The organism is Pseudomonas sp. 8Z (assembly GCF_902506535.1).
In the GTDB taxonomy this organism is placed as follows: Bacteria; Pseudomonadota; Gammaproteobacteria; order Pseudomonadales; family Pseudomonadaceae; genus Aquipseudomonas.
Genome location: NZ_LR733824.1, coordinates 909,634 through 922,526 on the forward strand (window position 1 = coordinate 909,634; position 12,893 = coordinate 922,526).

Annotated in this window: 10 protein-coding genes, 2 pseudogenes and 1 riboswitch; of the genes and pseudogenes, 2 read left to right on the forward strand and 10 right to left on the reverse strand. The window is 63.0% G+C overall.

Features of this window, described 5'->3' with window-relative positions:
- Nucleotides 1-138: 138 nt before the first annotated feature.
- Both cobN and cobW read right to left on the reverse strand, forming a co-directional pair.
- Nucleotides 139-3,933, reverse strand: coding sequence for a cobaltochelatase subunit CobN (gene cobN / locus AERO9A_RS04190; RefSeq protein WP_159970643.1), 3,795 nt, complete (start codon nucleotides 3,931-3,933; stop codon nucleotides 139-141).
- A gap of 75 nt (nucleotides 3,934-4,008) precedes the next feature.
- Nucleotides 4,009-5,058 carry a cobalamin biosynthesis protein CobW gene (gene cobW, locus AERO9A_RS04195; RefSeq protein ID WP_159970644.1) on the reverse strand — a complete coding sequence of 350 codons (1,050 nt, stop codon included), beginning with the start codon at nucleotides 5,056-5,058 and terminating at the stop codon, nucleotides 4,009-4,011.
- Between the two features lie 92 nt (nucleotides 5,059-5,150).
- Nucleotides 5,151-5,346, reverse strand: a riboswitch (cobalamin riboswitch).
- Nucleotides 5,347-5,432: 86 nt separating this feature from the next.
- Here cobW and AERO9A_RS04200 point away from each other — a divergent pair.
- Together AERO9A_RS04200 and cobM are read left to right on the forward strand one after the other, a co-directional pair.
- On the forward strand, nucleotides 5,433-5,873 hold the full coding sequence (locus AERO9A_RS04200) for a cobalamin biosynthesis protein (RefSeq protein ID WP_159970645.1): 441 nt from the start codon (nucleotides 5,433-5,435) through the stop codon (nucleotides 5,871-5,873).
- Complete coding sequence (gene cobM / locus AERO9A_RS04205) at nucleotides 5,870-6,625, forward strand: precorrin-4 C(11)-methyltransferase (protein WP_159970646.1); 756 nt, start codon at nucleotides 5,870-5,872, stop codon at nucleotides 6,623-6,625. Before AERO9A_RS04200 ends, cobM begins: the two co-directional genes overlap by 4 nt.
- Nucleotides 6,626-6,857: 232 nt before the next feature.
- On the opposite strand, the gene AERO9A_RS04210 is transcribed toward cobM, so the two are convergent.
- From AERO9A_RS04210 to AERO9A_RS04245, 8 genes and pseudogenes are all read right to left on the reverse strand, one after another.
- Nucleotides 6,858-7,088, reverse strand: a complete 231-nt coding sequence (locus AERO9A_RS04210; protein WP_159970647.1) for a hypothetical protein — start codon at nucleotides 7,086-7,088, stop codon at nucleotides 6,858-6,860.
- An 85-nt stretch (nucleotides 7,089-7,173) separates the two neighbouring features.
- The gene (hutG, locus tag AERO9A_RS04215; protein WP_159970648.1) at nucleotides 7,174-7,974 is read right to left on the reverse strand and encodes an N-formylglutamate deformylase; all 801 of its coding nucleotides are present in this window, start codon (nucleotides 7,972-7,974) and stop codon (nucleotides 7,174-7,176) included.
- Nucleotides 7,967-8,191 (reverse strand): annotated as a pseudogene (locus AERO9A_RS04220) (amidohydrolase family protein); the annotation flags it as partial. The gene hutG and the pseudogene AERO9A_RS04220, both read right to left, overlap by 8 nt.
- 59 nt (nucleotides 8,192-8,250) lie before the next feature.
- Nucleotides 8,251-9,783: a histidine ammonia-lyase gene (gene hutH, locus AERO9A_RS04225; protein WP_159970650.1), complete on the reverse strand. Its 1,533-nt coding sequence runs from the start codon at nucleotides 9,781-9,783 to the stop codon at nucleotides 8,251-8,253.
- A gap of 21 nt (nucleotides 9,784-9,804) precedes the next feature.
- Nucleotides 9,805-10,620: a glycine betaine/L-proline ABC transporter ATP-binding protein gene (locus AERO9A_RS04230; RefSeq protein ID WP_159970651.1), complete on the reverse strand. Its 816-nt coding sequence runs from the start codon at nucleotides 10,618-10,620 to the stop codon at nucleotides 9,805-9,807.
- Nucleotides 10,617-11,471 (reverse strand): proline/glycine betaine ABC transporter permease, encoded by an 855-nt coding sequence (locus tag AERO9A_RS04235; protein ID WP_159970652.1) that lies wholly within the window; start codon nucleotides 11,469-11,471, stop codon nucleotides 10,617-10,619. The genes AERO9A_RS04230 and AERO9A_RS04235 overlap by 4 nt, the downstream gene beginning before the upstream one ends.
- 62 nt (nucleotides 11,472-11,533) lie before the next feature.
- Nucleotides 11,534-12,499, reverse strand: coding sequence for an ABC transporter substrate-binding protein (locus tag AERO9A_RS04240; RefSeq protein ID WP_159970653.1), 966 nt, complete (start codon nucleotides 12,497-12,499; stop codon nucleotides 11,534-11,536).
- A gap of 116 nt (nucleotides 12,500-12,615) precedes the next feature.
- Nucleotides 12,616-12,893 (reverse strand): annotated as a pseudogene (locus AERO9A_RS04245) (urocanate hydratase); the annotation flags it as partial.

Sequence of the window (12,893 nt, forward strand, 5' to 3'; positions counted from 1 at the left end):
GTAACCCACCATGGGTGTCCGCTGGTAGCTGCGCTGGTAGGTTACGCCGCCATTGCGTCGGCGGATAACTCCAACGCCGAGCCGGGCGGCTAACCCACCCTACGGGGTTCAGAGCCGAAGCGTAGGGTGCGAGTCGCGTCATGACTCCTCGCTATCGAGCAGCAGGTTTTCCAGCACTTCGCGGTAATCGCCGGGATTCTGCCACAGGCCGCGTTGCTGGGCTTCGAGCAGGCGTTCGAGGATGTCGTTAAGGGCGCCGGGGTTGTGCTGTTGGATAAAGTCGCGGGTGTTCTTGTCCAGCAAATAGGCATCGGTGAGCAGTGCGTACTGGTGGTCATCGACCAGCTCGCTGGTGGCGTCGAAGGCGAACAGGTAGTCGATGGTCGCGGCCAGTTCGAAGGCGCCCTTGTAGCCGTGGCGCTTCATGCCCTCGATCCACTTGGGGTTGGCGGCGCGGGCGCGCACCACGCGGTTCAGTTCTTCCTTGAGGCTGCGGATGCGCGGCGTATCTGGCTGGCTGTTGTCGCCGAAGTAGCTGGCCACCTTGAGCCCGCGCAGGGTTTCCACCGCCGCCAGCATGCCACCCTGGAACTGGTAGTAGTCGTTGGAATCGAGGATGTCGTGCTCGCGATTGTCCTGGTTGTGCAGCACCGCCTGCATCTGCTCCAGGCGTTCGACGAAGCGCTGCCGCGCAGGCGCGCCCTCGGCGCCGCTGCCGTAGGCGTAGCCGCCCCAGTTCAGATACACCTCGGCCAGATCCGCGCGGCTCTGCCACAGGCGCTCTTCGATGGCGTTCTGCACCCCGGCGCCATAGGCGCCCGGCTTGGCGCCGAACACCCGCCAGCCGGCCTGCCGCCGCGCTTCGGCTTCGTCCAGGCCACCGTCCTTGAGCACCAGCGACTCGCGCCAGACCCGCGCGGACAGCGGGTTCATGTCTTCCGGTTCGTCCAGCTCGATCACCGCCTGCACGGCCTCGTCGAACAGGCGAATCAGATTGCTGAAGGCATCGCGGAAAAAGCCTGACACACGCAGGGTGACATCCACCCGTGGCCGACCGAGCTGTTCCAGCGGCAACACCTCGAAGCGCTCGACGCGCTGGCTGCCCGGCTGCCACACCGGGCGCACGCCGAGCAGCGCCAGGGCCTGAGCGATATCGTCGCCGCCTGTACGCATGGTCGCCGTACCCCAGACCGACAGGCCGAGCTGACGCAGGTGATCGCCCTCGTCCTGCAGATGACGCTCCAGCAGGCGATCAGCCGCCTGCACGCCGAGGCGCCAGGCGGTCGGCGTGGGCAGGTGGCGCACGTCGACGGTAAAGAAGTTGCGCCCGGTGGGCAGCACGTCCAACCGCCCGCGACTCGGCGCACCGCTCGGCCCGGCGGGGACGAAACGCCCAGCCAGCGCGGCGAGCAGGCCACCCATCTCAGACTCACCGCAGGCATCCAACAAAGGCGCGATATGTCCGGCCAGGCTGTCGAGAATCAGCCGTACCGCCTCACCAAATTGTGCACAGGCATCACCGCTCAGACGCTGTTCGATCAGCGTCAGCGCCAGCAGCTCCAGGCGTTCGCGGGTATCGCCGACGGTGCGCCACAGGCTGTTATCCACAGCCAGCAACTGCTGCGGACGTGGGCCGTCCCACGGCTGGCCCATGTCACAGTCGAGCGGATCGAGGCCCAGTTGCAGATCCAGTGCCAGCGCACGCAGCAGGCTGGCGTTGGCGCCCTGGCCGTCGCCACGGGGGATGCGCAGCAGCGCCAGCAGGGTGTCGCGGCGTAGTTGTCCACAGGGCGATTCGCCGAACACATGCAGGCCATCGCGAATCTGCGATTCCTTGAGGTCGCACAGGTAGGCGTCGAGCTGCGGCAGCCAACTGTCGGCGTCGTCATTGAGCTGTAGGCCCAGCTCGCGGTCGAGGCTGGCCTCGCGCACCTTGACCAGAATCTCGCCGCGCAGCTCGACAGCGCGGCGCTGGTCGAGCTGGCTGGCGTCGTAATACTCGTCGGCCAGGCGCTCCAGATCGCGCAACGGGCCGTAGCTTTCGGCGCGGGTCAAAGGCGGCATCAGGTGGTCGATGATCACCGCCTGGGTACGGCGTTTGGCCTGCGCGCCCTCGCCCGGATCGTTGACGATAAACGGGTAGACGTTGGGCAGCGGGCCGATCAGCGCCTGCGGCCAGCAGCTCGGCGACAGCCCGACACTCTTGCCCGGCAGCCACTCCAGATTGCCGTGCTTGCCGACGTGGATCAGCGCATCAGCGGCGAAGGCCTTGCGCAGCCAGGCGTAGAAGGCGATATAGCCGTGCGGTGGCACCAGATCGGGGTCGTGGTACACCGCCGCCGCGTCGAGCTGATAACCGCGCGCCGGCTGGATGCCGATAAAGGTCAGACCGTAGCGCAGACCAGCCACCATCATCCGCCCGCTGCGAAACATCGGGTCGTTCTGCGGCTCGCCCCAGCGCTCGCGCACCGCCTGCTGGTTGGCCGCTGGCAGGCTGTGGAAAAACGCCAGATAGTCGTCCAGCGCCAGGCTCTGCGCGCAGGGCCGCGCGTCGAGGCTGTCGAGGTCGTTGGTGACACCACCGAGCAGGCTGTGGATAAGCGCGGTGCCGCTGTCCGGCAGGTTATCCACCGGGTAGCCCTGCGCCTGTAGAGCGCGCAGGATGTTCAGCGCAGCGGCCGGCGTATCCAACCCCACACCATTGCCGATACGGCCATCGCGGGTCGGATAATTGGCCAGGATCAGACCGATTCGCTTCTGATCGTTGCTTTTAATCGCCAACTGACACCAGTTACGCGCAAGTTCCGCGACATAGGCCATGCCCGGTTCATGCGCCTGGTAGCACACCACGTCGCTCTGGCTGCGCTCGCTGCGCCAAGCCAGGCCCTTGAAGCTGATCGCCGGGCCGATCAGGCGGCCGTCCAGCTCCGGCAGCACCACATGCATGGCCAGATCACGCGAGCCCAGGCCCTGCGCGCTCCCCTGCCACTGCGCCTGGTTATCCAGCGAGCAGATGGCCTGCAACACCGGAATGTCGCGGCGAAATGGTCGACTCTGCGGCGCTTCGGGGTTGGACAGGGCAAAACCGGTGGTGTTGATGATCAGCGCGGCGCCAGTCTCGTCCAGCCAGTCCTGCACCTGATCGAGGCAGGCCGCCTCCTTGAGGCTGGCCACGGCAATCGGCAGCGGGTTAAGACCTTGAGCGGCAAGATGCTGGCAAAAGGTGTCGACAAAGGCGGTGTTCGCCGCCTGCACGTGGTTGCGGTAGAACAGCAGCGCCACCACGGGCGCTCCGGGCCCCCATTGCGGGGCCCCCCTGAAGACTGCCTCTTCGACGTTTTCAGAGGCCCCCGACGCCTGCCAATCAGCCCACTGCGCCGGGCTGCGCTGCGGATGATAGAGGACGACGCGCGGCAGCGGCTGCGGCTCGACCCAGCTCTCACTACGCCCGAGCCAGCGGCTGCCGATAAAACGGAACAGTTGCCCGGCATTGTCCAGCCCGCCCTGGCGCAGGTACTGCCAGAGACGGCGGCTGTCGTCCTCACTGGCGTTGCCCATGGCCATCAGGGACGGATCCGGCTGATCGTCGCCGGGCACCATGATCACCTGCGTGCCGAGCGCAGCCAGTTCCATCAGACGTTCGATGCCGTAGCGCCAATAACTCACCCCGCCATGCACCGAGATCAGGATGACCTTGGCGTGCTGCAGCACCCGCTCGACGTAGAAGTCCACCGAAGCGTTGTTGCTCAACTGCGCCGGGCTGGCCAGACGCAGGCTGGGGTAGTCGGTCGGCAGTTGCCGGGCCGCTTCGGCGAGCAGCGACAGGTGCGAATCACCGGTGCACAGGATTACCAGCTCGGCGGGCGTCTGGCCGAGGTCGGCGATGCTGTCGGCCGGCAGTTGAGCGCCGGGCTGGGTGCGAAGTAAGTGCATATCCGCTCGGTGGGAGGGGCTTTAGCCGCGACGATCAGCAAAGCCGGCGCGGCTAAAGCCCCCTCCCCCCCTCTCTCAGGCCAACGCCATTTTGAGTTCAGCCTCGATGGCCGCTCGGTCGAGCTGCTGGCCGATCACCACCAGGCGGCTGATGCGCGGCTCGTCGGCTTGCCAGGCGCGGTCGAAGTGACGGTCAAAGCGCTGGCCGACGCCCTGCACCAGCAGGCGCATGGGTTTGCCAGGGATCGCCGCGAAGCCCTTCACGCGCAGGATGCCGTACTTGGCCACTGCATCCTTCAATGCAGCGAGCAGGCGCGCCTCCTCTGTTTCCGGTAGTTCCACGTGGAACGAGTCGAATTCCTCGTGATCGTGGTCTTCGTCTTCATCGTCGTGATGAGTACGGCGGCTGTCGATATGCAGCTCGGTTTCGCTGTTCAAGCCCAGCAGCACGTCCAACGGCAGTTCGCCGCCATGTGCCTCGATAACTTTCACTGCGGGCGGCAGCTCTTCAGCGACTTCCGCACGCACCGCAGCCAGCGCTTGGGGGTCGAGCAGGTCGGCCTTGTTGAGGATCACCAGATCGGCACTGGCCAACTGGTCGGCGAACAACTCATGCAGGGGCGATTCGTGGTCGAGGTTGGGGTCGAGCTTGCGTTGCTCGTCGACCTGATCGGGGAAGGCGGCAAAGGTACCAGCGAGCACGGCCGGGCTATCGACCACGGTGATTACCGCATCGACGGTGCAGGCGTTGCGGATTTCCGGCCAGTTGAAGGCCTGCACCAGCGGCTTGGGCAGGGCCAGACCACTGGTTTCGATAAGGATATGGTCGAGGTCGCCACGGCGCGCCACCAGCTCGCGCATCACCGGAAAGAACTCTTCCTGCACGGTGCAGCACAGGCAGCCGTTGGCCAACTCGAAGACGCGGCCATTGGCTTCTTCTTCGCTGCAGCCGATGGAGCACTGCTTGAGGATGTCGCCGTCGATGCCCAGCTCGCCAAATTCGTTGACGATCACCGCGATACGGCGGCCTTCAGCATTGGCCAGCAGGTGACGCAGCAGGGTGGTTTTACCGGCCCCGAGGAATCCGGTGACGATGGTGACAGGCAGTTTGGCGAGGGTTTTCATAATGATCCCGTGGCGTCGGTAAATTCGGCGGACGGGTACGGGCAGACAGGCACGCGTAACGTGCTGGCCGCCTCGGAACACCCCGTCCGAGCAAAATGGCTGTTGATCGAGGCAGGTCTCCTGGCTCACGGCCTGCACGCTCGTGCATCCTTCACCTTCCCGCCAAAGGCAGTGGTGTCTCGAAGGGTTTAAGGCCATTCACAGTTGCGGGGACAGCCAGGGCATCACCCTGTTCCCTCTTAGCTTCCCGGCAGCGCGCCGGGAAGAACCTCGAAAGCGAGAAGGCTACGCAGAGCGCAGCAGCCGGTCAATCGCGGTTGACCACTGGCAGGGGCCATGATGAGCTACGCGCCCACGCCACCCGAATACCGCTCATGTCGCCAGCCACTGCCACAGCCTCATCTGCTTCGCCGCCACAGGTCGTTGCCGGGCTGGGCTGCCGCCGTAATTGCCCGATGGATGAGCTGCTCCGCCTGCTTATCCACAGCCTGACGCAGCATGCGCTGACAGTGGACAACCTGATCGGCCTGGCCAGCATCGCCCACAAGCGCGACGAGCCTGGGCTGCGACAATTGGCCGAGCACCTGGGCCTGGAACTGGTTTTCTTTACCCCCGAACAACTGAGCCGCCACCCGGCGATATCAGGCGGCAGCACGCTCAGCCAAGTCGCCACCGGCAGCCCCGCCGTGGCCGAGCCTTGCGCCCTGGCACTGGCGGCCAGCCTGGGGGCACGCCCCAGGGCGCTCGGAGAGAAACACCGCAGCGCCAGCGCCACCTGTGCACTGGCCACATTTTCGAGAGAACCCTTAGCATGACCGTCTACTTCATCGGCGCCGGCCCTGGCGATCCCGAGCTGATCACCGTCAAGGGCCAGCGGCTTATCCACAACTGTCCGGTCATTCTCTACGCCGGTTCGCTGGTGCCAGAGGCAGTGCTGCAAGGCCATTGCGCCGAGCAGGTGGTCAACACCGCCGAATTGCATCTGGACGAGATCATCGAGCTGCTACGCCAGGCGCATGAGCGCGGCCAGGATGTGGCCCGCGTGCATTCCGGCGACCCCTCGCTGTATGGCGCCATTGGCGAGCAGATCCGCGAACTGCGCACCCTCGGCATCCCCTTCGAGATCATCCCCGGCGTCACCGCCACCGCCGCCTGTGCGGCGCTGCTGGAAAGCGAGCTGACCCTACCGGGCATCGCCCAGACAGTGATCCTTACCCGCTACGGCACCACCTCGCCGATGCCCGAGGGCGAGCAACTGCACGATCTGGCCAGGCACCGCGCAACCCTGGCCATTCATCTTGGCGTGCGCCATTTACCCGCAATAATCTGTGAGTTGCTGCCGCATTACGGCGCCGACTGCCCTATCGCGGTTATCCACAGAGCGAGCTGGCCGGATCAGGATTGGGTGTTGGGCACACTCGCCGATATCGAGGCCAAGGTCGCGACCAAGGATTTTCGCCGCACGGCGCTGATTCTGGTCGGCCATGTGCTCAATCCGGGCGCTTTCGCCGAATCGGCGCTGTATGACGCCGCACATCGCCACCTCTACCGTCCGGGCTGTGGATAAGCCACGGAATTGTGCTGAAAAACTGTACAGATCGCTCAAAGCCACGGTTCACATGGCCTTGATCAACTTATCAACAGGAATCAATGCATATTATCCAGTGGCTTTGTGGATAGCCTTTTAATGAGGGTCAATTTCTGTACAAATCGCTGAAAAGCCCTGTTCATCAGGGCTTTAGCGGTGTATCACAAGGATATCCACAAGTTGATCCACGCCAACTGTTAGCAACTCTCGCTCAGAGTTGCACTTCGATACGTTTGATACCCAGGGCCCGCAGCTCGGGCAGTAAATCATCCAGGCTGGAGAAGGCCTCCACCTGGTCAGCGTCATCGACCAAGAAGAAGCTGCGCCCGGCGCCTTTCTTGAACATGACGATCCATTCGGCGGTATTGGCCGGGTTGACCATGATCTGGGTGTCAAACAGCACGCCTTGGGCTGTTCGGTGTTTCACGTCCTCGCGTTTCATCCTTTCTCCTGTTTCGGCCGACAGTGGCAACGTGCGGCCTGGGCAGTCTACAAGATGAACGCCTGCAAGCGCCGATCAGCTCGGATCACCCATAGCGCTTTTCGCCCCATTGCAGCAGGGTTTCGAGCAAGGCCTGCAGCACGCGCTGGGTGTTCTGGGCGAGCGGCTCACGGTAGGTGAACGGCGCCACCTCATCCATGTAGGTGCTTTGTGCCAGCTCTAGCTGCACCGCGTGAATCGCCTGCTCCGGCGCGCCGTAATGCCGGGTGATATAGCCGCCCTTGAAGCGGCCATTGAGCACATGGCTGTAGGCCGGATGCTGAGCGCAGGTGCGCGTCAGTTCTGTGGCGAGGCTCGGGTCGCAACTGGCGCCGTTGAAGGTGCCCAGATTGAAGTCCGGCAGCTTGCCGTCGAACAGCCGTGGCACCGCCGAGCAAATGGAATGGGCATCCCACAGCAAGGCGTAGCCGAACTCGGCTTTCAGCCGCTGCAGTTCGCTGGCCAGGGTCTGGTGATAGGGCATCCAGATCTGCTCGAGGTAGCGCGCCCGCTCTTGCGCCGAGGGGGTCATGCCCGCTTTGTACAAGGGTCGGCCATCGAACAGGGTGTCCGGGTACAGCCCGGTGGTGGCTGTGTTGTACAGCGGCGTGTCATCGGCTGGTCGGTTAAGGTCGATGACATAACGCGAGTAGCTCGCCGCCAACGTGCTGGCCCCCAGCGCTTCGGCGAAGGCGTAAAGCCGTGGGATGTGCCAGTCGGTGTCGCTCAGCTCTTCGGCCCCGGCCACCAGCCCTTGGGCAACGGCGCCGGTCAACTCGGTGCCGGGGTGCGGCATGCTGATCAGTAGCGGAATCCGGCCGCGTTTGAAGGTAAGTACGTTATCCATGTGCTGTGTTCTCTTGGGCATGGCGAATGACGCATTTGGGCAGGTCGCCGCCCAGCCAGCAGGCCAGTTCGGCAGGACGCTGGATGTCCCAGGCGATAACGTCGGCACTCTTGCCCTGTTCCAGGCTGCCGTGGCCCTGGTCCAGCGCTCGCGCCGCGTTGAAGGTGATGCCAGCCAGCGCCTCTTCGGGCGTCATGGCAAAGGTGGTGCAGGCGATGCGCGAGCCTTCGGTGATGATCGGATAGGTCGCCGTATGGCAGTGCTGCCAAACGTGTTTCATAGCGTTCTCTGCAGGCATGCGCTGATCGTCTCCAGACTCTGCGCCTGCCTTAGCAGGTCAGCGGCCTGGGCAATGTCCGGCGCCAGCCAGCGATCCTGGTCATATGCCGGTATCCGTTCGCGCAGCAGGCGCCAAGCGCAGTCGGTGCCAATACCGAAGCGCTGCGACTGGAGAAACTCGAACGCCTGAGCCGCCAGCAAATATTCGATGGCCAGTATCTGCGTACAGTTGTGGATAACCTTGCCCAGTTTGAGCGCCGCGCTGGTGCCCAGGCTGAGGTGATCCTCCTGCAGCGCGGAGGTGACGAAATTGTCGATGACAGCCGGCTGCGCCAACTGGCGGTTCTCCCCAGCCAGGGCAGCGGCGACGTATTGCACGATCATCATGCCGGAGTTGACCCCAGGCTGGCTGACCAGAAAGGCCGGCAGGCCGCTGACCAGCGGGTTGATCAGTCGATCCAGCCTGCGCTCGGCCACGGCGCCCAGCTCGGCCATGGCGATGGCCAGCACATCCGCCGCCAACGCCACGGACTCACCATGCGGGTTGGCTTGCGATACCACGCGATAGGCCTCGGGCGTGCCCAGCACCAGCGGGTTGTCGGTCACCGAGTTGAGTTCGGTCTCGATCTGCCTGATGGCATGGCCCAACTGATCGCGGCAGGCGCCATGGATTTGCGGGATGGAGCGGATGCTCAATGCATCCTGGGTGCGAATACCCTTGCTTGCGGCGATCACCTCGCTGCCCGCGAGCAGGGCACGCAGGTTGGCGGCAACCTGCTGCATGCCTGGATGTGGCTTGAGCGCGATGATTTCCGGGTCGAAGGCGTCGATCTGCCCGCGCAGCGCCTCGAAACTCATGGCGGCGATGACGTCCGCCCATTGCATCAGCCGCGTGGCATCGTCGAGCGCCAGGCAGCTCAACCCGGTCATGCATGGCGTACCGTTGACCAGACACAGGCCATCCTTGGCGCCCAGCACCACGGGTGCGAGCCCCTCTGCTGCCAGGGCGCTGGCCGCCGGCACGATCTGCCCCTGGTAGCTCACTTCACCGATGCCCAACAGAGCGATACCGACATGCGCCATATGGGTCAGGTAACCGACCGATCCCTGCGACGGCACGCGCGGCGTAATACCGCTGTTGAGCAGATCCAGCAGCGCCGCCACGACATGCCGGTCGATGCCGGACTTGCCATGGCTGTAATTGCTGATCGCCGCGCAGATGATGGCTCGGGTTTGTTCATCCTTGAGCGGCTCACCCACGCCGCAGGCATGGCTGAGCAGGGTGTTTCTCGACAACTGGGCCAGCTCTTCACCTTGCAGCACGACATTGCACAGGGCGCCCAGCCCCGTGCTGATGCCGTAGGCGCGCTCGCCGCGCGCGACGATGCGCTCGACGATCTGCCGGGCATTATCGATGCGCGCCCAGGCTTTCGGGGTCAGTTCCAGGCGGGCGTCATGACGGGCAACGGCAACCACCTCCTGCCAGGTTAACGGGCCATTGCCAAGCGAGACGGTAGCGGCGCACGACATGCAAAATCCTCTAACGGGGCACTACAGCGCGGTGGCACGACGCTGGACGAAGCGGTTCACGTATTCATCGGCGGGCTTGTGGAGAATCTCGCCGGGGTCACCCACCTGGATCAGTTGGCCATCTTTCAAAATGGCGATGCGGTTGCCGATACGCACCGCTTCATCCAGATCATGAGTGATGAACACAATGGTCTTGTGCAGCGATTTCTGCAGCTCCAGCAACTGATCCTGCATGTCGGCACGAATCAGCGGATCCAGGGCGCTGAAAGCTTCGTCCATGAGAATGATGTCGGTGTCGGCGGCCAGCGCTCGGGCCAAACCAACCCGTTGGCGCATACCGCCAGACAACTGATGCGGATAGGACTTCTCGTACCCTTTGAGACCAACGGTGGTAATCCAGTGCTGCGCCCGCTCCAGGCACAGGGACTTGGCTTCGCCACGGATCTTCAAGCCGTAGGCGACGTTCTCCAGCACGCTCTTGTGCGGCAGAAGACCGAAGCTCTGGAACACCATGCTGATCTTGCGTCGCCGAAATTGCTCCAGCGCCGCGTCGTCATAGGTCAGGATATCTTCGCCATCGACCAGAATCTGCCCGCTGGTGGGATCGATCAGCCGGTTGAAATGGCGCACCAGCGTGGATTTGCCGGAGCCGGACAAGCCCATGATGACGAAAATCTCGCCGCTTTCGATCGACAGCGAAAGGTTGTTGACGCCGACCACACAGCCGCTGTCCTGCAACACCTCGGCCTTGCTCTTGCCTTGCTCAATCATCTTCACGGCGGCATCTGCCTTAGCGCCGAAGATCTTGTAGACGTTTTTGACTTCGATCTTGCTCATTGGCTGGTCTCATGATGACGCGAGCGGCCATAGGCCTGAGTGATGCGATCAATCACCACCGCCAGAATGACGATGGCCAGCCCGGCCTCCAGGCCTTTGCCGACGTTGAGCGTTTGAATGCCGATCAGTACGTTCTCACCCAGGCCGCGCGCGCCGATCATCGAGGCAATCACGACCATCGACAGCGCCATCATGGTGGTCTGGTTGATCCCGGCCATGATGCTGGGCAGGGCCAACGGCAGTTGCACACCGAACAATTGCTGCCAGCGGTTGGCACCAAATGCACTCACCGCCTCCATCACCTCGCGATCGACCTGGCGGATGCCGAGATCGGTCAGACGAATCAGCGGCGGCGCGGCGTAAATCACCGTCGCCAGGATCGCCGGCACCTTGCCCAGACCAAAGAGCATCAGCACCGGGATCAAATACACAAAGCTGGGCATGGTCTGCATGATGTCCAGCATGGGCATCAACACGGTTCTCAGGCGGTCACTGCGCGCAGATAGAACCCCCAGCGGAATCCCGATCAGCACCGAGATAAACGTGGCCACCATCATCAGCGCCAACGTCTGCATCAGCTTGTCCCACAGACCGACTGCGCCCACCAAAAACAGCAAGCCGACAATACTCAGCACCGGAAGGATTCGTCGCGTCGCGTGCCAAGCGATGGCGCCGACAACTGCCAGCATCAACCACCAGGGCGTAGCGCGAAGCAGACTTTCCAGATTCACGATGGCCCATAGCAAGGTATCGGATATCTGCCGAAACACGTCGCCATAGTTGGTCACCAGGGCATCGACCCAGCCATTGACCCAGTCAGCGATGGAGAATGTAAAGCGCTCGGGGAACATGGTTCGCTCTCGCTAAAAGTGCTGCTCAGACGAGGGAGCATGGCCCCCTCGGTGGTTCATGCTCAGAGCGCGGAGTCGATTTTCTTCGCCGCGTCGTCGCTTACCCAGGTGTGCCAAACCTCGGGATGCTCCTTGAGGAAGGCGTGCGCCAGTTGCTCGGAAGACATCTTCTCGTTGGCCATTTTGGCTAGGCTCTGATTGAGCAATTCGATGGGCAGGTTGACCTTTTGCAGCACGGCCACCAGCTCCGGTGCCTCATCATGGAATGCCTTGGATAGACCAACCTTGATGCTGACGTCCTTGTTCACACCAGGCTCATCGAGTTTGACCAGATCGACCTGCCCCATCAGCGGTGTAGGCGACCAGTAATAGAACAGAATCGGCTCCTTACGCTTGTAGCTGGACAGTACGGCAGCATCCAACGCAGGCCCCGTGCCGGGGCGGAAGTTGGTGTATCGATCTGCCAGGCCATACTTTTTCAGCATGTCGCTGTTTTCCAGCTCACAGGTCCAGCCTGCCGGGCAGTTGTAGAAGCGCCCTTTGTCAGGCTCCTCCTGATCGCGAAAAACCTCGGCGTACTGCGCCAGATCCTTCACCGTCTTGAGCTTCGGCGCTTTTGCCTCAATACCCCGGCTGCTGTCGCCTTCGATGACAAAGCGTGGGACATACCAACCCTCGGTAGCACCGACAATAGGCGCGCCGACACCAACCACCTTATTGGCAGCCTCGGCCTTGTTCCAGGCATCACTGCGGCCGACCCACTCTTCGGCGAACACCTGAATGTCATTGTTCGCCAGCGCTTGCTCCATGGTGATCGAATTGCCCGGCAGGCTATCGGTTTCACAGCCATAGCCGTTTTTCAGGACGAACTGCATAACGTCGGTCAGCAGCATGCCGCTCTCCCAGTTCAGGCCGGCGAATTTCACCACCTTGCCGGAGCCGCACCAGCCCGCAGCCTGGCTGCTGCCAACGGCGCCGAGTAAGCCTATGGAGATCAGTGTGGCGAGTAACGTTTTGTTGATCTGCATTGTTTGGTACTCCCAATGACGGTCATGAAGAATCGGCAGTTCAAAAATAAGCACAGCTCTTTATCTGGCCTTCATCCTTGAGCCTATGAACGGGCTGATGCCCGTCGAATACCCCCTCAACCAGTGATCATCGGCAGGTTCAAACCCTGCTCCTTGGCGCAATCAATGGCGATCTGGTAACCGGCATCGGCGTGACGCATCACCCCGGTGCCGGGGTCGTTGGTCAGCACGCGAGCGATACGCGCGGCGGCTTCGTCGGTGCCATCGCAGACGATGACCATGCCTGAGTGTTGGGAGAAGCCCATGCCCACGCCGCCACCATGGTGCAGCGACACCCAGGTGGCGCCGCTGGCGGTGTTGAGCAGGGCGTTGAGCAGCGGCCAGTCGGACACGG